Source organism: Paludifilum halophilum (assembly GCF_002245355.1).
Classification (GTDB): domain Bacteria; phylum Bacillota; class Bacilli; order Thermoactinomycetales; family DSM-45169; genus Paludifilum; species Paludifilum halophilum.
This window is the reverse complement of record NZ_NOWF01000003.1, coordinates 154,988-175,985: the sequence shown is the minus strand read 5'-3', so window position 1 is coordinate 175,985 and position 20,998 is coordinate 154,988. Positions and strand designations below refer to the sequence as shown.

At 53.0% G+C, this 20,998-nt stretch carries 19 protein-coding genes, 3 tRNA genes and 1 other annotated feature; of the genes, 20 read left to right on the top strand and 2 right to left on the bottom strand.

Annotated elements, in window-relative coordinates; translation table 11 throughout:
• Positions 1-18: 18 nt before the first annotated feature.
• The 3 genes from CHM34_RS06020 to opp4C all read left to right on the top strand — a co-directional run bounded on the left by CHM34_RS06020 (position 19) and on the right by opp4C (position 3,699).
• Positions 19-1,698, top strand: a complete 1,680-nt coding sequence (locus CHM34_RS06020) for a peptide-binding protein (protein WP_169713618.1) — start codon at positions 19-21, stop codon at positions 1,696-1,698.
• A gap of 101 nt (positions 1,699-1,799) precedes the next feature.
• Positions 1,800-2,762, top strand: a complete 963-nt coding sequence (locus CHM34_RS06015; protein WP_094263692.1) for an ABC transporter permease — start codon at positions 1,800-1,802, stop codon at positions 2,760-2,762.
• Between the two features lie 13 nt (positions 2,763-2,775).
• Positions 2,776-3,699, top strand: coding sequence for an oligopeptide ABC transporter permease (gene opp4C, locus CHM34_RS06010; protein ID WP_240511899.1), 924 nt, complete (start codon positions 2,776-2,778; stop codon positions 3,697-3,699).
• A 130-nt stretch (positions 3,700-3,829) separates the two neighbouring features.
• Here the strand turns inward: opp4C and CHM34_RS06005 are convergent, their stop codons facing one another.
• Together CHM34_RS06005 and CHM34_RS06000 are read right to left on the bottom strand one after the other, a co-directional pair.
• Positions 3,830-4,468: a lysophospholipid acyltransferase family protein gene (locus tag CHM34_RS06005; protein ID WP_169713617.1), complete on the bottom strand. Its 639-nt coding sequence runs from the start codon at positions 4,466-4,468 to the stop codon at positions 3,830-3,832.
• A 64-nt stretch (positions 4,469-4,532) separates the two neighbouring features.
• Entirely contained in the window at positions 4,533-5,462 is a 930-nt protein-coding gene (locus tag CHM34_RS06000; RefSeq protein ID WP_094263690.1) for a DMT family transporter, read from the bottom strand.
• Positions 5,463-5,622: 160 nt separating this feature from the next.
• On the opposite strand from CHM34_RS06000, the gene polA reads away from it, so the two are divergent.
• The 17 genes from polA (at position 5,623) to rplT (ending at position 20,929) form a co-directional block, all read left to right on the top strand.
• Complete coding sequence (gene polA, locus CHM34_RS05995; RefSeq protein WP_094263689.1) at positions 5,623-8,268, top strand: DNA polymerase I; 2,646 nt, start codon at positions 5,623-5,625, stop codon at positions 8,266-8,268.
• Positions 8,269-8,286: 18 nt separating this feature from the next.
• Positions 8,287-9,111 (top strand): DNA-formamidopyrimidine glycosylase, encoded by an 825-nt coding sequence (gene mutM / locus CHM34_RS05990; RefSeq protein WP_094263688.1) that lies wholly within the window; start codon positions 8,287-8,289, stop codon positions 9,109-9,111.
• A 32-nt stretch (positions 9,112-9,143) separates the two neighbouring features.
• The gene (gene coaE, locus CHM34_RS05985) at positions 9,144-9,758 is read left to right on the top strand and encodes a dephospho-CoA kinase (protein WP_094263687.1); all 615 of its coding nucleotides are present in this window, start codon (positions 9,144-9,146) and stop codon (positions 9,756-9,758) included.
• A complete protein-coding gene (locus tag CHM34_RS05980) occupies positions 9,716-10,351 on the top strand; it encodes a lytic transglycosylase domain-containing protein (protein WP_094263686.1) in 636 nt (211 codons plus the stop codon). Before coaE ends, CHM34_RS05980 begins: the two co-directional genes overlap by 43 nt.
• Positions 10,352-10,502: 151 nt before the next feature.
• Entirely contained in the window at positions 10,503-11,549 is a 1,047-nt protein-coding gene (locus CHM34_RS05975; RefSeq protein ID WP_094263685.1) for a glyceraldehyde-3-phosphate dehydrogenase, read from the top strand.
• 193 nt (positions 11,550-11,742) lie between these two features.
• Positions 11,743-12,243, top strand: a complete 501-nt coding sequence (gene nrdR / locus CHM34_RS05970) for a transcriptional regulator NrdR (RefSeq protein WP_094263684.1) — start codon at positions 11,743-11,745, stop codon at positions 12,241-12,243.
• A 94-nt stretch (positions 12,244-12,337) separates the two neighbouring features.
• Positions 12,338-13,852 carry a DnaD domain protein gene (locus CHM34_RS05965; protein WP_094263683.1) on the top strand — a complete coding sequence of 505 codons (1,515 nt, stop codon included), beginning with the start codon at positions 12,338-12,340 and terminating at the stop codon, positions 13,850-13,852.
• A gap of 3 nt (positions 13,853-13,855) precedes the next feature.
• A complete protein-coding gene (gene dnaI / locus CHM34_RS05960) occupies positions 13,856-14,788 on the top strand; it encodes a primosomal protein DnaI (protein WP_094263682.1) in 933 nt (310 codons plus the stop codon).
• Between the two features lie 81 nt (positions 14,789-14,869).
• Positions 14,870-14,945 (top strand) — tRNA-Phe (locus CHM34_RS05955).
• Positions 14,946-14,952: 7 nt separating this feature from the next.
• Positions 14,953-15,027 (top strand) — tRNA-Gly (locus CHM34_RS05950).
• Between the two features lie 10 nt (positions 15,028-15,037).
• Positions 15,038-15,127: transfer RNA gene (locus tag CHM34_RS05945), tRNA-Leu, on the top strand.
• A 260-nt stretch (positions 15,128-15,387) separates the two neighbouring features.
• Positions 15,388-16,050: a metal-dependent hydrolase gene (locus CHM34_RS05940; RefSeq protein WP_169713616.1), complete on the top strand. Its 663-nt coding sequence runs from the start codon at positions 15,388-15,390 to the stop codon at positions 16,048-16,050.
• Between the two features lie 156 nt (positions 16,051-16,206).
• Entirely contained in the window at positions 16,207-17,049 is an 843-nt protein-coding gene (gene ytxC / locus CHM34_RS05935; protein ID WP_169713615.1) for a putative sporulation protein YtxC, read from the top strand.
• 623 nt (positions 17,050-17,672) lie between these two features.
• Entirely contained in the window at positions 17,673-19,601 is a 1,929-nt protein-coding gene (gene thrS / locus CHM34_RS05930; RefSeq protein ID WP_094263679.1) for a threonine--tRNA ligase, read from the top strand.
• A gap of 53 nt (positions 19,602-19,654) precedes the next feature.
• Positions 19,655-19,774, top strand: a sequence feature (ribosomal protein L20 leader region).
• A 27-nt stretch (positions 19,775-19,801) separates the two neighbouring features.
• A complete protein-coding gene (infC, locus tag CHM34_RS05925) occupies positions 19,802-20,320 on the top strand; it encodes a translation initiation factor IF-3 (RefSeq protein ID WP_094263913.1) in 519 nt (172 codons plus the stop codon).
• Positions 20,321-20,335: 15 nt separating this feature from the next.
• Positions 20,336-20,533 (top strand): 50S ribosomal protein L35, encoded by a 198-nt coding sequence (gene rpmI / locus CHM34_RS05920; protein WP_094263678.1) that lies wholly within the window; start codon positions 20,336-20,338, stop codon positions 20,531-20,533.
• 36 nt (positions 20,534-20,569) lie between these two features.
• Positions 20,570-20,929, top strand: a complete 360-nt coding sequence (rplT, locus tag CHM34_RS05915) for a 50S ribosomal protein L20 (protein ID WP_094263912.1) — start codon at positions 20,570-20,572, stop codon at positions 20,927-20,929.
• Positions 20,930-20,998: the final 69 nt, after the last annotated feature.

Here is a 20,998-nt window from a genome sequence, read left to right as displayed (position 1 = left end):
TCTCAAGGGGGACGAAAGATGAAGCGAAAAATATTTTCACTCGGATTGGCATTGGTGCTCGGATGGACTGTCGCCGCCTGCAACAATCAGGCGAGTCCGGGGGGCGACGGTGAAGATCCCGGGGAACCCGTGGACGGCGGTAAAGTGACGATGTCAATGTTCAGCGCGCCCAAGGGAATCTTCAACCCGGTTTTTTATGAGGATCAGTATGACGTTTATCCGCTTCATTACACCTTTGAAGATCTGTGGTATTACGATAAGGATTTGAGACTGACGATCCCCGGACTGGCGGAAAAATGGGAGTTCTCCGATGACAACCAAACACTGACGATCCACCTGCGCAAGAATGCCAAGTGGCACGACGGAGAGCCGATCACGGTCGATGATTTGATCTTTGCTTGGGAGACGATCGCCCATCCGGATTATACCGGTTCCCGCCTTTATATGGTGGAAAAGATCAAAGGAGCCGAGGCGATGCATGAAGGGGAAGCCGACGAGCTCTCCGGTGTGGAAAAAGTGGATGATTATACGGTCAAGGTCACCTTTGAACAGGCGGCGGCCAATACCCTGGCCAACTTGTGGGCTACTCCGATTCCCAAACATGTATATGAGGGGATGAATCCCAAGGAGATGGTGAAGGCCGACGCCACTAAGAAGAAGCCCATCGGAAGCGGGCCCTTTCAATTTAAGGAAATCAAGCCCAACGAATACGTCGTGTTGGAGCGAAACCCGGATTATTACGGGGAAAACGCCCACTTGGACCAGATCGTCTGGAAAGTGGTCTCCCAGGATGTAGCCATCGGTGCCCTAGAAAACGGGGAGATCGATTTTTTAACCCAGATCGCCCCCGAAGAATTTGAATCGCTGAAAAAGAACGAAAACCTGACGGTCAAGGAGACCCAGGATTTCGCTTATCAGTATATGGGATTCAACCTGACCAAGGAGAAACTGCAGGATAAAAAACTGCGCCAGGCGATCACCTACGGCATCAACCGCAAGGCGATGGTGGACGGTCTGCTGAAGGGGCACGGAACCGTGCTCAACCAGCATATGCCCCAAGCCAGCTGGGCTTACAACGAGGAACTGAAGGATGCTTATCCCTATGACCCGGAGAAGGCGAAGAAGATTCTGAAGGAAGCCGGGTATGAAGACAAGGATGGGGACAACTTTGTTGAGGATCCGGAGGGCAACCCATTAACCCTTACCTTGTCCTATCCCACCGGGAATCCGGTGCGGGAAAAGTCCGCTCCGGTGATCGTCCAGGATCTGAAAAAGATCGGTCTCAACGTGAAGCTGGATCAACCGGCGGAACAAGGGGTCTTCTACGAGAAAGTGGAAAAAGCTGAATATGAATTGTTTCTGGCGGGATGGAGCTTGACACCGGATCCCGATCCCAGCGGGATTTGGATGAGCACGGACCAATGGAATTTCCCCCGGTGGGAAAATGAGAAGAGCGATGAGCTGATCAAGAAGGCCGTCTTATCCAAGGAGGCGATTGAAGATCAGGAAAAACGGAAGCAGATTTACGCCGAATGGACGGAGCTGGTCAGCGAAGAGGCACCCTATGTTTTCCTCTACTCGATGAACCGGATCGAAGCGTGGAACAACCGGGTCAAAGGCGTGACTTTCGACTGGCGGGGAGCCATTGAAGATCATAACTGGGTCAACGAGTGGTGGATTCCCAAGGATCAACAGTAACTCAACCAGCGTAAGGATCCGGACAGGCGTGCTGTCGTCCATCCACGGCCGGCACGCCTTTTTATCTGCAGGGTGTGAGTGCATCAGAGGGGGTCGTTGAAGTGTACCAATATATCCTGCGACGCGTACTGATCTTTATCCCGATGCTTTTCCTGATTTCTGTCCTTTTGTTCACCCTCGTCCAGCTGGCTCCCGGTGACGCTTTCACCGGACAGTTGGATCCGAATCAGGACGCCCGGTATTACGAGGAGATGCGGGAGCGGTTCGGTCTGGACAAAAGTCCGGTGGAACAGTACTTGATGTGGGGAAAAAATTTTCTTCAGGGAGAACTGGGAATCTCCTTTCGCCATAAACTGCCGGTCAGTGAACTTATCGGCGACCGGATCGGAAATACCATCTTTTTGGGTATCTGTGCCTATATCCTTACCTATACACTGGCGATTCCCTTGGGGATTTTCTCCGCCCAGCGCCCCTACAGCAAATGGGATTATACCCTGACCGGGGCGGCCTTTGTCGGCATTTCCATGCCCAGTTTTTTCGCCGGATTGCTGTTGATTTTCCTATTTTCCTTCACCTTGGATTGGTTTCCCTTCAGCGGGACGGTGACGGCGGGAGCCGGTCTCGGAGGAATGGAAGCCTTCATTGACAAGTTGCATCACGTGATTTTGCCGGCGATCACCTTGTCCATCATCAATATCGCCCAGTATACCCGCTTTACCCGGTCCAGCGTGCTGGCGGCGAAGCAGCAGGATTTTGTCCGGACGGCTTACGCCAAAGGGGTTCCCGCCTCCGTTGTATTGCGGAAGCACGTCTTGCGCAATGCTCTTTTGCCCTTGGTCACTCTGTTCGGTTTAGATATGGGCATTCTTTTAAGCGGTGCGGTCATTACTGAAACGATTTTCAGTTGGCCGGGAATCGGTCAGCTGTTGGTGGAGGCCATCATCAACCGGGATTATCCGATTATGATGGCGGTTACCATGTTGGCCTCATTTTTTGTGCTGTTGGGGAACCTGGTCGCCGATATCCTGTATGCGGTCGTCGATCCGCGAATCCGTTACGAATGAGAGGTGATCCGTCATGCAAGAATCCTCCATACAACCGAAAACCGTCGAAATGCAGCAGCCCGAACCCAAGGGGAAACCCCGGGGGAAGTCCCCTCTTCAACTGGCATTGCGCCGTTTCTTCAAAAACAAAATGGCGATTGCCGGTGTGATTATCCTCGCCGTCGTTTCTTTCATCAGTATCTTCGCACCTCTGTTTATCTCTCACGATCCATTGGCCACCGATCTGTACAACACCAATGCCGAACCCGGCGGAGAGCATTGGCTGGGAACAGATGACACGGGGCGCGACGTCTTTGCCCGCTTACTCTACGGGGGTCGGATTTCCCTGATCATCGGACTGGTTACGATGTTGGGAACGGTTCTGATCGGAGCCGTCCTGGGAGCCTTGGCGGGTTATTACGGACGATGGATCGACGCCTTGGTGATGCGGTTGACCGACTTGGTTCTCGCCCTGCCCTTTTTGTTGCTCATTCTCTTTGTCATCGCTGTATTGGCCGAGACCAGCCTGTGGATCCTGATTATCACCCTGGTCCTCGTGGTCTGGCCCCAGACGGCGAGGATTGTTCGGGCGGAATTTTTATCTCTGCGGGAGCAGGAGTATGTGTTGAGCGCTCAGGCTATCGGGTGTCGGGATTCCCGCATCATCTTCCGTCACATGATTCCCAATGCTGTCGCCCCGATCATTGTGAACGCCACCCTGCTGATGGGTTTGATGATCACGGTAGAGTCCTCTCTCAGCTTCCTCGGCTTCGGTGTTCCGGAACCGACTCCCACCTGGGGCAATATGCTGAACGCCGCCCGCAATGTCCGCATCCTGTCCTCGGAGCCCTGGAGATGGATTCCCCCCGGTTTTATGATCGTCATTACCGTCTTGGCGATTAACTTCATCGGAGACGGTCTGCGGGATGCTTTCGATACAAAATCGACCCGGCGATGAAGCTGTCCGGTTCCCTGCTCTCCGGGGACGCCTGCCGGGTGGCGGGATGACTATGATCCGGAAGAAGCTCGAATCGAAAAACCGCCCGGGAAAGGGCGGTTTTGTCATTAACGGTTCCAATCCTTCGGGGTTACCGGGCCGCAACCTGACGCTCCGGCGACGGTTCCGAAGCATAAACTCCTTGATACTCCGGGGGGAGAAGGCGGGCGATCCCGTTCATGATCCGATCCACATCGTCCCCACTTTGCAACTGAATCGGATCGCCGACCGTGAGAGTGACGTCGGCCCGTTGGAACCATTCTCCAGCCATATTGTCATCGTCAATCGGCATCAGTTTCTCTGTACCCGTCAGGCCCAGGGGAACGATTTTGGCGCCGGTTTTTCGCTGGATCAACAGGATGCCCCGCTTGGCTTCAATCAGGGAGCCGGTCCGGCTGCGGGTCCCTTCCGGGAAGATGAACAGCGAATGTCCCTTTTGCAGGGTGTCCACGGATTGTTTGATGGCGGCCCGATCCGGCTTACCGGGACGGATGGGGATATGGGGCACGATTTCCAGCCCCAAACGGTTAAACCGGTTTCCCCGCAGTTTGATCCCAGCGAGGAAGAATACACTTTTCTTTTTTAAGATCCGGTGTAGAATCAGTCCGTCGATGTTGCTCAGATGATTGGAGACAAAAATAACGGGTTCTTCGATTGCGTCCAACTTTTCGCCATGAATGAGGTGAATGCGGGCATAACGATCCAAGAGGACGTCGGTCGCTTTTTCCAAAGCGGCCCGCCGGGCTTTTTGGGGAAGCCATTGCATCATATATAAGAAGAGTCGAATGATGATCTTAATGATCCTTTACCTCCTGTCTTCGTGGGGGTGGTGTCGTCTGTATGGTTTCGGGGGCTTCTTTGGTTCGCAAAAAAAAGTAAACACCCAAAACGATCAGAATGCCACCGGTCCATTGAAAGGGGCCGGGTTGTTCATGGAAGATCCAATAAGCCAGAAGGGCGGCACCGACGGGCTCTCCCAAAATGCTGACAGAGACGGTGGTGGCCGGAACCCAGCGAATCACCCAGTTGAGCAGGCTGTGTCCCAGAAGAGTGGGGAAGACCGCCAACAGAAGGAAAATCAGCCACTCCCGGACGGGATAAGAGAAGGGGGCATAGCCGGCCAACAGTGAGGCGGCGGCCAACAACAACCCCGCCGTGGTATAGACGATATAGGTGTATGTGATCAGGGAGAGGTTTTTTCGAAGGTGCTGTCCGGTCAACCAGTAACCCGTCACCATGGCTGCTCCGCCCAAAGCCATGATGTCGCCCAGGAGTGCCGTCCCGCCCAGGGCCAGGTCTCCCCACCCCAACACCATTCCTCCGACCACGGCGGTAGCGGCACCGACCAGTGCCGCCGGGCGGGTCTTTTCGCCGAATAGAAAGTAAGCTCCCACGAAGGCGAATACCGGCTGCAGTGTAACCAGAACCGTGGAGCTGGCGACACTGGTGTAAAAAAGGGAGGAAAACCACAAAGCAAAGTGAAGGGCCAGAAAAATACCGGACAAAAACGCCAAAGCCCAATCCCGCCGGTTCAAGGAGAGGACTTCGCGGCGGTGTTTGAGCCACCAAACCGGACTCAACAGGCATGCTGTTAAGAGGAGGCGATAAGCGGCGATCACCATGGGTGGGGCTGTGGAACTTCGTACTAGAATGGCAGAAAAGGAAATAAACAAAATTCCTACACCTAAAATGAGATAAGGATTGAGTACCGGTCGCGAAGTCATCGGTCGGGCCTCCTTTTTCCCGGCTGGAAGTCGGTGAACGGCTCATGATACAATAACATCCAAGACAAGACCACATCGCCCATTATATCCTGGGCGGTGAAAGCTGACAATGTACATAAGGGCAGCTCAGCGCTGCAATCCAATCATTGCGGAGGCCCCCATGGATAAACTGGTTTTAATTGACGGAAACAGTATCGCTTTTCGGGCGTTTTACGCTTTGCCGCTTCTGACGAATTCCGGCGGCACTTATACCAATGCGGTCTATGGTTTTACGATGATGCTGATGAAGGTGTTGGAGGAGGAAAAGCCTCACCGGATGCTGGTCGCTTTTGATGCCGGCAAATATACTTTTCGCCACAAGGACTACCGGGAGTATAAAGGAAAACGCGATAAGACCCCCGGTGAGTTTTCCGAGCAGATCCCCTTGATCAAAGAGGTGCTGGATGCTTTCAGGATCCGCTATTACGAACGGGAAGGGTATGAGGCTGACGATATTATCGGGACTCTCTCCCGGCAGGCGGATGATAGAGGGATTGATACCGCCATTGTGACCGGGGACAAAGATTTATTGCAGCTGGTGACGGACCATACCCATCTCCTGCTGACCCGCAAAGGGGTGACGGAAGCGGAGAAATACGATATACAGGCGATCCACGACAAATACGGTCTCCATCCGGAGCAAATCATCGATCTAAAAGGGTTGATGGGAGATGCTTCCGACAATATTCCCGGAGTTCCCGGTGTTGGAGAAAAGACGGCTCTCAAATTGCTTCACCGGTTTGAAACCGTGGAAGGGGTTTTGCGGAATATCGATGATCTTCCCGGCAAGAAGCTGAAAGAACGGGTGTCGGAGCATCGGGAGCAGGCGAAAATGAGTAAGGAACTGGCGACGATTTTATGCGAAGTCCCGCTGGATTTTTCCGTGGAAGATTTGAATTACGAAACCTTTTCCCCGGAAAGAGTGGCCCCCCTGTTCAAACAGTTGGAGTTCAAGACACTCCTGGAGAAGATCCAGCCGGAGTCCGCAGGGGAGGATCTTGAGACGGAGGCGGTTGATGTTCGGATCTTGGGGAAAGACGATAGGGATGCTTGGGAGGAGATCTTCGAGAAAGATTGCCTTTCCCTTTTCACCGAGCTGACCGAGCCCAATTATCACCGGGCTGAAGTGCTGGGGATCGCTCTTTCCGACGAAAATGATCGCCATCTCTATATTCCATGGGAGATAGCGAAGGATTGGAAAGCCTTCCGCCGGTGGCTGACCGATGATTCCAAGGAAAAGGTGGCCTATGATGTCAAGGCGACCCGGGTCGCTTTAAAACGGTATGGTTTGGAATCCGAAGGATACACCTTCGACATCCTGCTGGCTTCCTATCTGATTGACCCGTCGGAGTCGGGGCACGAGTTGAGCGATATTGCGGATCGGAAGTTGAAGATGACTCTCCCCTCCGATGAAGCGGTTTACGGGAAAGGAGCTAAGCGGCGTCAGCTGGAAGGCGAAGAATTGGCAGAACATCTGGCCCGCAAGACAAAAGCGATGATCGACCTTCAGCCGGTGCTGGCGGAGGAACTGGAGTCGGCCCAACTGGATTCCCTCTACTTCGATCTGGAACTTCCGTTGGCCGGGGTGTTGGCCCGGATGGAATGGTATGGAGTCCAAGTGGATCGGGATCGGTTGCGTTCCCTGGGGCAAGAGCTTCAAAAACAGCTGGATGAGAGGACCCGGACCATTTATGAGTTGGCCGGTACGGAGTTTAACATCAATTCACCGAAGCAGTTGGGGGAGGTTCTTTTCGACAAGCTGGGTCTGCCGGTATTAAAGAAAACGAAGACCGGCTATTCCACCAGTGCCGATGTATTGGAGAAGCTGGCTCCCCGCCATGAGATCGTGGAGGAGATCCTGCATTATCGCCAGGTGGGCAAGCTGATCTCCACCTATGTGGAAGGACTGCTCAAGGAAATTTACGACGAGGACGGAAAGATTCACACCCGGTTCAACCAGACGATCACGGCGACGGGAAGATTGTCCAGTACGGATCCCAATCTGCAGAATATCCCGGTCCGGCTGGAGGAAGGACGGCGTATCCGGCAGGTTTTTATCCCTTCGGAGGAAAATTGGTGGCTTTTGTCCGCCGACTATTCCCAGATCGAACTGCGGGTGCTCGCTCACCTGTCCGGGGATAAAAATCTGATCGAGGCGTTCAGGGGGGATATGGACGTTCACACCAAGACGGCGATGGATGTTTTCCACGTGGATCAAGAGGAGGTGACTCCTCTGATGCGCCGCCAAGCCAAAGCTGTCAACTTCGGAATCGTTTACGGGATCAGTGACTACGGATTGTCCCAAAATCTAAACATTCCCCGCAAAGAGGCAGGGGAATTCATCCAGCGCTATTTCGAAAGTTACCCTGGTGTGAAAGCCTATATGGAAGATGTTGTGAAAAAGGCGAAGGAAGAAGGTTATGTCACCACGATGTTGCACCGCCGCCGCTTCCTTCCGGAGATTAACTCCAAAAACTACAATCGGCGCAGTTTCGCCGAACGGACGGCGATGAACACTCCGATCCAAGGAACGGCGGCCGATATTATCAAAAAGGCGATGGTAAGGGTGGATGAAGCCCTCGAGGAGGAACAGCTGAACGCGCGGCTTCTTCTCCAGGTTCATGACGAACTGATCTTTGAGGCGCCGGAGGAGGAGTTGGAAAAGCTGTCCGATCAGGTGCGCCGTGTCATGGAAGGACCGGTGAAGATGTCCGTCCCCCTCAAAGTGGATATGAATTGGGGAAAAACGTGGTTTGAGACGAAATAAACGGGGGAGAGGAATCGATTGCCCGAGTTGCCAGAAGTAGAAACAGTGAAGCGAACGTTGGAACAGTTGATTCTCGGAAAAACCGTGGAGGATGTAACCGTTCATTTGCCGCGGATTGTCAAGGAACCCCCGGATCCGGAGCTGTTCCGGGAAATGTTGAAGGGAAAGACGGTGACAGGGATTCGACGTCGGGGGAAATTTTTACGGATCGCATTCGATCCCTGGACGCTGGTGTCCCACATGCGCATGGAGGGGCGTTACAGTGTCGTTTCTTCCGAGGAACCCGTTGTCAAACACACGCATGTCCGGTTTCACTTCACGGATGGAACGGAGTTGAGGTACAAGGATGTCCGTCAGTTTGGAACGATGCACCTGGTACCGAAAGGGGAAGAAGAACACCGTCCCCCTCTGAATAAACTGGGGCCGGAGCCCTTGTCCGAGGCATTTACGTTGGATGTTTTCCGTCGAAAGTTGTCCGGGCGAAAAACCCGGCTGAAATCTTTGTTGCTCAACCAGGAATTTATAAGCGGCTTGGGCAATATTTATGTCGATGAGGCTCTTCACGCCGCCGGACTTCACCCGGAGCGGACCGCTCCCAGCTTGTCGGAGGAGGAAGTGGAACGACTCTATCACAGTATTCGTTCTACGCTTGAAAAGGCTGTCGAGGCCGGCGGTTCCTCTGTACGGACTTATGTCAACGGCAATGGGGATATGGGTCGCTTTCAGTTGCAGATCCGGGTGTACGGACGCAAAGGGGAACCCTGCTTGAACTGCGGAGAATCGATCCGACACACGGTGGTCGCCGGGCGGGGAACCCACCTTTGTCCGCGTTGCCAGCACTAGCCGGCTCAAACAACTCGAAGGGAGGGAGCACCTTGTCAGTCGGTCTGACCGGAGGAGTTGCTACGGGAAAAAGCACGGTCTCCCGCATGCTTCAACAACGGGGGGCGGCGATTATCGATGCCGATCAAGCGGCAAGGGATGTGGTCGAGCCCGGAACCGCGGGCAGTAACCGCGTCCGGGCCCGTTTCGGTTCGGAAGTGTTTCATCCCGATGGAACACTGAACCGCAAAGCCCTGGGAGCTGTCGTCTTCCGGGACGAGTCCGCCCGAAAGGATCTGAATCGGATCCTCCATCCTCTCATCGTCGCCAGTATGCAGGAGGCCGCCCGTCGAATCCGGGAACAAGAACCGGGAAGGATTGTCGTGATGGACACGCCCCTTTTGCTTGAAGAGAATTTGACCTCCCTTGTGGAAAGGGTTATCGTGGTCTATGTTTCCGAATCGATTCAGATCAAGCGTTTGATGGCACGAGAAAACATCGATGAAGAATCCGCTTGGCGCATGATTCGATCACAGATGCCTATCGAAGAGAAAAAACGGTTCGCCGACGTGATCATCGATAATTCGGGCACGCTGGCGGACACAGAAAGACAGGTTGATGAATTATGGGGAAAATGGCTTTCCGAAAATGGATCCGACCTGCTCTAGCCGCATTGCCATCGAAGCGTAATATGATACTGGCTTTTATTTTGCTCCTGGTTTTCTTCTTGATTGCCACTCCTCTTTTCAATCGGTGGATGTATCCTTTGAAGTACGAGGAGCAGATTTTTTATAGCGCGGACGCCACCGGGGTCGACCCTTTTTTGGTCATGGCGATCATCCGGGTGGAAAGCAAATTCAATCCGGAGGTGGAGTCTCACGCGGGGGCGCAGGGACTGATGCAGCTGACCCCCAGTACTGTCAATACAGCGGTGGAGAAGGGAAGGTTTTCTCCGGCGTTTCGGGATTCCGTCCACGATCCCGCGATTAATATTCACATGGGAAGCTGGTACATATCGGGCTTGATCCGAGAGTTCAAAGGAAACCGGGTGGCGGCCATCGCCGCGTACAATGCCGGTCCCGGCAATGTCAACAAGTGGTTGAATTCGGGCCGTTGGGACGGATCCAAACGCCACTTATCCCAAATCCCTTACGGAGAGACTCGCCATTATGTCCAGCGTGTTTTCTATTTCCATGAGAAGTACCGCTCCCTTTACTCCCATTTGACCGAGGAGAAAGAATCTTATACTCTTCCCCAATAAAATCATACCGAATCTGTTTATCCCCCCCTTCTTTTGATGCACATTTCCGGATAAAAGCCGGTTTTTGATCACAATACATTGCAAAATGTGACATACTGTTTATAATATAGAGGGGAACTGGTATGCACTATATAGAAGGAAGGGGAATGTTATGCCACTTCGTATGGCAATTAACGGGTTTGGTCGGATCGGGCGAATGGTGTTTCGACAAGCGATTCGCGATCAGGAGATCGAAGTGGTGGCGGTCAATGCCAGCTACCCGGCAGAAACCCTCGCCCATCTCGCCAAATATGATACGATACATGGGGTTATGGAGGATTCGATTACGGGGGAAGAGAACCGGCTCCTCGTCAACGGACGGGCGGTCCGGTTGGTGTCGGACCGGGATCCCGCCCGTCTCCCATGGGGGGAGCTGGATATCGATGTCGTTGTGGAGGCGACGGGTCAATTTCGTCGCCGGGAAGATGCAGGACTTCATTTGACAGCCGGGGCCAAAAAAGTGGTGATTACGGCTCCTGGAAAGAATGAGGATGCAATGATCGTCATGGGTGTCAACGAGAGCGCTTACGACTCGGAACGGCACCACATCATCTCCAACGCCAGCTGTACCACCAATTGCTTGGCACCGGTGGTCAAAGTCCTTCACGAGGCTTTTGGTATCCAACAGGGATTGATGACAACGGTTCATTCCTACACCAACGACCAGAAAAATCTGGATAATCCTCATAAGGATTTGCGGCGAGCGCGGGCCTGCGCTCAGTCTATCATCCCGACCAAAACGGGAGCCGCTGCGGCAATCGGCAAAGTGATCCCCGATCTGGAAGGCCGTTTGAACGGTCTCGCTCTTCGGGTTCCCACTCCCAATGTGTCCGTGGTGGATCTGGTAGTCGATGTCCATTCCTCTGTAACGCGGGATGAAGTGAACACAGTGTTGAAAGCGGCTTCAGAGAACCATCTGCAAGGGATCCTTCAGTATTGTGAAGACCCCCTGGTTTCCTCCGATTTTAACGGAAATTCCCATTCCTCTGTGATCGACGCCCCATCGACCATGGTGATGGGAGAGCGTCAGGTAAAAGTACTGGCCTGGTACGATAACGAATGGGGATACTCTTGCCGAGTCGTGGATTTGGTGAAGCGAGTGGGACATCCTTTTTTAGCCAGTAACGATCAGCGGGAGCGGGAAGCCACTGTTTCCTGACACCGGTGGTCGGTTTTACCCTATATTCCCCTCCTCTGCCACACGCGGTTTTCATCATGGAAAAAGTCCGAATCGGCCGTCCCGTTTCCGGGGACGGCTTTTTATAAAGGAACGGTGAAGTGTAAACCGTTTTTTTTATGATATATTGGATAAATAAAACGTCAGTTTTGAACGGGATGCGGGAGGAATGCGCATGCGATGCCCTTTTTGCTATTCGTTGGGAAGTCGGGTGTTGGACTCGCGACCCGCCCACGAAGGAAAGTCGATCCGGCGCAGGCGGCAGTGTGAAGCTTGCGAACGGCGCTTTACCACTTTTGAGATGGTGGAGGAAAAACCGTTAATTGTGATCAAAAAAGAAGGGAGCCGGGAGGAATTCAGCCGGGACAAGCTTCTTCGCGGGTTGATCCGGGCCTGTGAAAAAAGGCCGGTGCCGGTAGAGGAATTGGAGAAGCTGGTCGATGAGGTGGAACGGAATCTTCGGGAGCATAATGACTCCGAAGTCCCCACTCGAGAGATCGGAGAGATGATCATGGAACGTCTGGTGGAAGTGGATGAGGTGGCTTATGTCCGGTTTGCATCAGTTTATCGGCAATTTAAAGATATCAATGTGTTTGTCAAGGAGTTGGAAGATCTGTTAAATCGGTCACGCAGGTCGCTGGAGAGAGGAACGGGGGAGACAGATGCCGATTCCTAGAAGAAACCCGGGGTCATTCCGGTTTGTCCCGGAGCCTATCACTTGATACAATGAGGAAACCACTTTTGGAGAATCGGACCGGGAGGCCAAGTTCATGTCCATCTCATGGAAGGAATGCACCCCCCGCGACGGTTGGCGAACGAGAAGTTGCCGTCCGATCCACGCGGCGGATGTGATGGGGCTGTTGCATTTGTATCAGCCGATGGTCGGAACAACAGCCGTCGGACTCTATATGACCCTATATTATCAATTGCCGCTTCATCAAGCCGGTATCTCTCAGCTTCAAACCCATCTGGATCTGATGAAACTCCTTCAACTTTCCTTGGATGAATTGCTTCAGGCGCGTTACCGGCTGGAGGGTGTGGGATTGGTCAATACCTACCGGTATACGGAAAAAGAGCGTCGCATCTATGAATACGAGGTGGTCCCCCCTTTGATGCCGGCGCGCTTTTTTCAAAGCGATGTACTCAGTATCTCCCTGTTGAACCGCCTGGGGAAAGACCATTTTCGGGCGCTGTACCGGGAGATGACTGATACCTTTACCTCCGAGGAGGACGCCGGTCGGAAAACCCGGGTGACCAAAACGTTTCAGCAGGTTTTCGGCTCGATTTCCCCGGCGGATGTGGCATCCGCCAAAGAAGTGGATCAAGAGCTGTCCTGGCACCAATTGAACGGGATGGATGGCGGTGAAAACGGTCAGTCACCGAGCTTCGAACAGGAGGAGGACGATTTGGCGATGGTGCGGGCCCGCCTGGAAAATCTTCTGGATGATCGGGCCTGGACCGAAGAGGTGGAGAAGCAGGTGAGAGAGATCCGTTTTCTGTATCAGCTGGACGATTGGGATCTGATCCGGGCGCTGCAAAATCCCTATGTGACTCAAAATGGGAAGATCGCTGTGGATCGGTTGCGTTCCTTTGTCAAAAGCCAATACCGGATGCGCTTCGGCAGCAGTACACCGGTCGTGGTGGACCGAAAGCAGCTGGACTCCCCCCGGGGAGCAGAGGTTCGACGATCTTCCGCCTCTAAAGGGTCCAAAGGGGAGAAGCCCGCCGGAGAAAGACCGGAGGAGATGAGTGAGGAGGAACGGCATTTTCGCGCTTTGGCCGCGATGTCTCCTCTGGAGCTGTTAACTTATTTTCAAAAAGGAAAGCAGATTCCGCAGGCGGATGTAGAACTAGTGGAACGGCTGCAAAAGGATTATGGACTGACTCCGGGAGTGATTAATGTCCTTTTGGAGTATGTTCTTTATACCCACGATTATAAACTCCCTCGATCTCTTGTGGAAAAGATCGCCGGCCATTGGGCGAGAAAAAGCATAAAGACGGTGGAAGAAGCCCGGGAAATGGCCCGAAACGAGCTCAACTGGGAATGGAAAAAGCGAAAAAAAAGCGAATCCAAGTCTTCCGGTGGTCGAAAATGGTCTCCCTGGAATCGGCAGAATCGGGAAGATCAGTTGCCTCGTGCCGTAGTGAAGTCCATGGATCAACGATCGGCGAAAGCCGCTTCGGATGAGTGGGAAGCCGATCCGGAAACCGAGGCCCAAATCCAGGCTAAAATTGAGAGGATGCACCAGCGTTTGAACAGCAGGCTTCGGGAGAAAGGAAACTAACTGATGGATCGAATCGATAAAGTTGTGAGTCCGCTTAAAAGAAAAGCTTTTCAACGGGTCGATCCCGCTGAGCAGATTCGACGGCTGAAGTCCCATCCCCGTTTACGGGCTTTCCGGGAAGCGAACCCCGATCTTCCGGAAAGTTTTTACAGACGGTCCGCGGTTCAGCTCCGCGAATATATCCGTGAATGGGAAAACTGTTCCCAGTGTCCCGGACTGGACCGCTGTCCCAACTTGGTTTCGGGTCATCAGCCCGAATTGCATGTATATGGCGGCACTTTGGATGTAAGAATGGGACCCTGCCGTAAATGGTTGGCCCGCCGGGAGGAAATTCAGCGTCATGAGTTGGTGAAAAGCCACTATATTCCGCAGGATATATTGGACGCCACTTTTGAATCGATTACTCCCAATCCGGGACGTCTTCAGGCGATCGAAGGGGCCTTGGATTTTTGCGAGAAATTCGCTGATGGCCGTCCCCGGCGGGGTCTGTACCTTTACGGTGGTTTTGGCGTCGGAAAGAGTCGTATTGCGGCGGCGATCGCGCAAAATCTGGTAAATTATGATGTGGACTCTTTCATGGTTTACGTACCGGAATTTATGCGCGAGATCAAAGAGTCGATCCGCGACGGAATGGTCAATGAAAAACTGGATACCCTGAAAAAGGCGACCGTCTTGATCTTGGATGATATCGGCGCTGAAAACTTGACTCCCTGGACGCGGGATGAAGTGTTGGGAGCGGTTCTGCAGTACAGAATGGCGGAACGGTTGCCAACGGTGATGACCTCCAACCTGGATCTGAATGAGCTGGAAGCTCATCTGGCCCGTTCGGAAAAAGGGGGGACGGAGAAGACGAAGGCGAAGCGAATCATGGAACGAATTCGTCCCCATGTGGATGCGTACTTGTTGGAGGGGCCCAACCGGCGGGAACAACCGTAATCCGCCGTTACTCTCTCAAATTGGATGTTGCCTTCATCCTTTTGAGGTGGTATAATATTCTTTGTCACCGCATAATGAAGTGGTTCGGTAGCTCAGTCGGTAGAGCAGAGGACTGAAAATCCTCGTGTCGGCGGTTCGATTCCGTCCCGAACCACCACGAACGGGCGGAAGTGGCTCAGGGGTAGAGCATCGCCTTGCCAAGGCGAGGGTCGCGGGTTCGAATCCCGTCTTCCGCTCCATTTTTCATTTGCCGGGGTGGCGGAATTGGTAGACGCACGGGACTTAAAATCCCGGGGTGGGTGTCCCACCGTGTCGGTTCGAGTCCGACCCTCGGTACCAGAGATGATTCGATAACAGCCGGGAATCCCATGGAGCGGGGTTCCCGGCTGTCTTTTTATCCGGTGTGAAGGTGCGGACCTGTGAAGAAATTTGTGGTAGGATAATAGAAGAAAATCATCCGTCTGCATCATCATATGCTTGGTTTTTAACATGTTTTTTTAGGGTAAGCCGTTCAGGCGCCGGTCATTGGAGTCCGGTGCTTTTTGATGCAATCAAAACCAAACATATGTTGGTGTTTGTGGGAAAGAGAGGGAAGTTTGATGACGGGAAACACCCATTTTTCTTTGGGAGTAGCGGCAGGTGCGATTGTCGTAGGAGCGACTGGAGCCGGAGAAAGTGTAGGAGCGACAGTGGCGACAGTGGCCATCGCCTCTTTCGGCTCGTTGTTGCCGGATATTGATGAAGACGGAAGTATGTTGAATAATCTGTTATTCCGCTCGATTAAGTACCGGTCGGCTGCATTGTCTATTCTCGGAGCGATTGCGATTCTTTTGACGGTATTGAAGGGTCTGGATCTGTGGGTTCTCCTGTCGGGGATTTATGCGATGGCGGTGGCCTTTATTCCCCACCGAAGTTTTACGCACTCACTTCTTTCCTTATTGATTGTCAGCGGGATTACGCTCATGGCGAACCCCGACTATGTCTGGGCGATGGCGGCGGGGTATGTGTCCCATCTGTTGGCGGATGCGATGACCGCCGGCGGTATCCCCCTTTTGTGGCCCTGGAAAAAGCGGCTCGGGGTGAAAAAACTGGGACTTTACATCCGCAGTGGTGACAAAGTGGATAAAATGACCGGAAAAGTAGCGATGTACGCAGGGAGTATCGTGCTGATCTGGTTGGTGTTTCAGGATGCATCTTTTGCTTCCGCCCCCGGTTATACCAAGGATCCGCTGGAAGCCGTCAGAGGCTACTTCCCCTTTTAAAATAGAGTCGACCCCGGTTTCAGCCGCGTTCAGGTATACCGCTCTCTTTGCTTCCATACACTAAGGATAAATGGATGGACAAAGGAGCAGAAACAGCCAATGGTCGGTTATCAAATATCAGTCCCGGGCCCTGGCTCTTCGATGCAGGCCGATAAAATGAGGGAGTTCCTGCGGAAGTATGGGCGGGAATGGGAGTATTTGGGGCTGAATTGCGGCTGGGAGGAGTCAGGGCAAGGGGATCGAACCGTATTTTATTGTTTTAACCGAAAAATGGGCCGACAGCGCGAAAAGGGGTTGCGGCAGTGGTTGGGGTCGGTGGTGGCGGAATACATATGTTCAGTCAATGAACCGGAGATGATTCGATGGATTATCTCCCGGGATTTTCGATATCGCCAACCGGACGAATCCCGGGAAATCGAACGTTATGCTTATCATCTCTTGCAGGATGTTGAAGGGGAAGATCTGGATCAACCCTATGTCCACCGGAAGGATCAGATGGCACGGCAAGTGGCCGATTATCTCCTGCGAAACCGTTTTTTGGCGGTGGACGGTTTTTTTCACTTTCGGATGAAACGGTACCGCCGGGTTTTGATGAAACTGGTTGAACACGCGATCGATGAATATCTGCTGGATCGGGAATATCAGGAGTTCATCGAGCTCCTAAAATACTTTGTCTCCGTGCAAAAGCCTAAAATCTCTCTGGTTCACGTCCTGCATACCGGCAAGAGGCGGTTCCAGATCCTGAAGCCGGATGGCAGCCCGCTGCAACTGAAAGAGATGGATGGAGTCGCTCAGGAAATGATGGATCAAACCTTATCCCAGGAGGATTTGATCGTCAGCACCCTGTTGACTGTGGCTCCGGATCGGGTGATTCTGCACACGGGTTATCCCACGGAAAATGTCATCCGAACCTTGATTTCCATTTTTGAAAACCGGATCACGGTGTGCGAGGGCTGTTTCAAATGCCGTTCCTTCAGCCGCTCCCGCGGAGACGGTTGATGGCTTGACTCCCATCCGGGAGCGGGTTATAATACAAGCAAATTTTGTGTCGAACCGGCACTGTTGATTATCCAGTACTGGGTTTGAAAAAGGGGTGTCGTGTCTGCCTAAGCGACTTTTGCCATCCTACTTAGCGGAGAAGCTGGAGGGCGTGTTTAGGGGCAACATCCTTCCTTGTGACGCTTTCGAACGGCTTTCCCCTAACCTTGCCGGTTGATTCGGAGCGGACAGCTTTTACTTCCCTGTCGGATGGCAACGGGAGCGTGGTAGAAGACGATCTCTCCGTCTAACAATATGGTTAATCAAGACGTCTGATGTCGAACAGTGATGACGAGGACTTGTCATTCGCACACGGTTGCCAGAGAACAGAGGTCACCGGCTGAAAGCCTCTGAACCCCCTGGGCGGATGATACCCCCTCCGAACTGCCGCCGGGAAAGGACGGCCGTCTTGGAACGGCCGGGTGAGTATCGGCAGGCCGCTCGCACCCCGTTACCGGTGTTGAAAGGGCTTTTCGGCCCGGGTGCTCCCGGTGTCGACAGAGCCGAATAAGGGTGGAACCGCGTGTGACGACACTCGTCCCTTTTGGGTACGGGTGTTTTTTATTTTTTAAGGAGGGATCTGAATGAGCATCGCCGTACAACTACCCGACGGGTCGCGCCGGGAGTTCGATTCTACGGTGACCGTCGACGATGTGGCGGCCTCCATCAGCAAGGGACTGCGCAAAAAGGCCGTCGCCGGGATGATCGACGGAAAGCCGGTGGATTTGTCCGTGGAAGTGCCGGATGGAGCCGAAGTGAAAATTCTTACACTGGATGATCCCGAAGGGCTGGAGGTTTACCGGCACAGTGCCGCCCACTTGATGGCCCAGGCGGTTAAACGCCTGTATTCCGATGTCCACTTGGGTGTGGGACCGGTGATCGAAAACGGCTTTTATTACGATATGGATTTGCCGGAACGGTTGAGCGAGGAGGACTTTCCCAAGATTGAAGCGGAGATGCAACGAATTGCGAAGGAGAACCTGCCGATTCGTCGAAGGGTTGTCTCTCGGGAAGAAGCGCTCCGTCTTTATGAAGAAGTCGGTGATCCCTTGAAGCTGGAGCTGATTCGGGATTTGCCTGAGGGGGAGACGATCACCATTTACGAGCAGGGGGAGTTTTTCGATCTGTGTCGCGGCCCCCATGTCTCCTCCACTGGTCAATTGAAGGCCTTTAAACTGTTAAATGTCGCCGGTGCCTACTGGCGCGGGGACTCTGACAACCCCATGCTTCAACGGGTCTACGGTACCATCTGGCCGAAGAAATCCCAGTTGGATGAGTACCTGCATCGGTTGGAAGAAGCGAAAAAGCGGGATCACCGCCGATTGGGCAAGGATTTGAAGATTTTTTCTCTATCTCGGGAAGTGGGACAGGGCTTACCCTTGTGGCTGCCCAACGGGGCGACGGTCCGGCGGATCATCGAGCGCTATATTGTGGACAAGGAAGAGCGGATGGGCTATCAGCATGTATATACGCCCCATCTGGCATCGATGGATCTGTACAAAATCTCGGGACACTGGGACCATTACCAGGAAGACATGTACCCGTCGATGAAGATGGATAATGAAGAGTTAGTGCTTCGTCCGATGAACTGTCCTCACCATATGATGGTTTACAAAAATGATCTGAAGAGCTATCGTAATTTACCGATCCGAATCGCCGAATTGGGGACGATGCACCGGTATGAAATGTCCGGGGCTTTGTCCGGGTTGCAACGGGTACGGGCGATGACACTGAACGACGCTCATATCTTTTGCCGTCCGGATCAGATTCAGTCGGAGTTTACCAAAGTGGTCCAGCTGATCGAACAAGTCTACCGGGACTTCGGGATCAGGGATTTCTGGTATCGCCTGTCTTACCGGGATCCCGCCGATAAGAAGAAGTACGTCCAAAATGATGAGATGTGGGAAAAGAGCCAGCAGATGCTCAAGGAAGCGATGAATGATCTGGGGCTGGACTATGTGGAGGCGGAAGGGGAAGCCGCCTTTTACGGTCCCAAGCTGGATGTTCAGATCCAGACGGCTTTGGGGAAAGATGAGACCCTGTCCACGGTTCAGTTGGACTTCCATTTGCCTGAGCAGTTTGAGCTGGAATATATCGGCGAAGACGGCCAACCCCATCGGCCGGTTGTGATCCATCGGGGAGTTGTCAGCACCATGGAACGTTTTGTCGCCTTCTTGTTGGAGTATTATATGGGGGCGTTCCCTCTATGGCTGGCTCCGGTGCAGGCTCGAGTGATGACTATCACGGATGCTTTCCATGATTATGCCCAGGAAGTGGTGGAAAAGTTGCAAGAAGCCGGTATCCGGGCGGAGTTGGACTCCCGGAGCGAAAAGATCGGATATAAAATCCGCGAAGCTCAAATGCAGAAAATCCCCTACATGCTGGTCATCGGGGAAAAGGAGAAGGAACAGGGTACAGTCGCTGTTCGAAAACGAGCCCTCGGAGATCAGGGAGCACAGAAAGTAGAGGAGCTCATCACGGCCATGAAAAGGGAGATCGACGAGAAAGATTGACCCTGTGCCTGGATTTCTTGACAGAACAGCCATGGCATGTTAATATTCGTTCAGTAGCTAAGCAGAAGCGCCCCGCTTCTCACCTGATCGACGCTTCGGGCAGTTGACAGGTTTGCGATTCTGGGATGACGGGATCTCTAGGTGTGGGCGTTTGCCTGCACCTTTTTCATTTTGAAAATCTCCTTCGGAGGTGGCAAGTTATTAGCAGAGAACAGCAACAGGTGAACGAGGCCATTCGTGCCCGCGAGGTTCGCTTAATCGATTCCCAGGGGAACCAGGTGGGGATTAAGCCCCTGCGGGAAGCGCTTCGTTTGTCCCGAGAGGCTGATTTGGACCTGGTTAACGTCGCACCTCAGGCGAAACCGCCGGTGTGCCGGATCATGGATTACGGTAAGTATCGTTACGAGCAGAGTAAACGGGAAAAAGAAGCTCGCAAGAAACAAAAAACCATCCAGATCAAAGAGATTCGTTTCAGCCCCTCCATTGAGGAGCACGATGTCAACACGAAGCTGCGCAATGTGAAGAAGTTCCTGAAAAAGGGAGACAAAGTAAAACTGACCATTCGTTTTCGCGGGCGGGAAATCACGCACCAAGACTTGGGGAGAAAAATTCTCGACCGGATGGCCAGGGAGGTCAAGGACCTCGGAGATGTGGAGCGCCAGCCCAAGTTGGAAGGTCGCCACATGATCATGATCCTGTCGCCGAAAACCAGTCAATAGAAGGAGGCCTCTTTTATGCCGAAAATGAAGACACGCCGCGCTGTAAGCAAGCGGTTTCGCAAGACGGGTAAAGGAAAAATCAGGCGGAACCATGCATTTATGAACCACAATCTGGAACACATGCAGAAAAGGACGAAGCGGAAGCTGCGCAAGAGCGAGATCATGAGCAAGAATGACGTGAAACGGATCAAACAACTGATCGCTTACAAATAAACAGAAACCGACGTTTACGTTTGGAGGGAATGGATGATGGCTAGAGTAAAAGGCGGTACGGTTACCCGACGTCGTCGTAAAAAAGTGTTGAAATTGGCCCGGGGTTATTTCGGCTCCAAGCATACACTCTTTAAAACCGCAAAACAACAAGTGATGAAGTCGCTGATGTACGCCTATCGCGACCGTCGCCAGAAAAAGCGCGACTTCCGCAAACTGTGGATTACGCGGATTAACGCCGCCGCTCGCATGAACGGTCTTTCTTATAACAAGATGATGCACGGGTTGAAACAGGCCGGTGTTGATATCAACCGCAAAATGTTGGCTGATTTGGCGGTGAACGATGAAAAGGCCTTCTCCGAGCTGGCTGATCTGGCCAAGGAAAAAGGGAATGCCTGATGATGGGGTTGACCCATTTCGTAATAAAAAAAGTGCCGTTTTAGGCGCTTTTTTTGTTTGGGTGGAAAA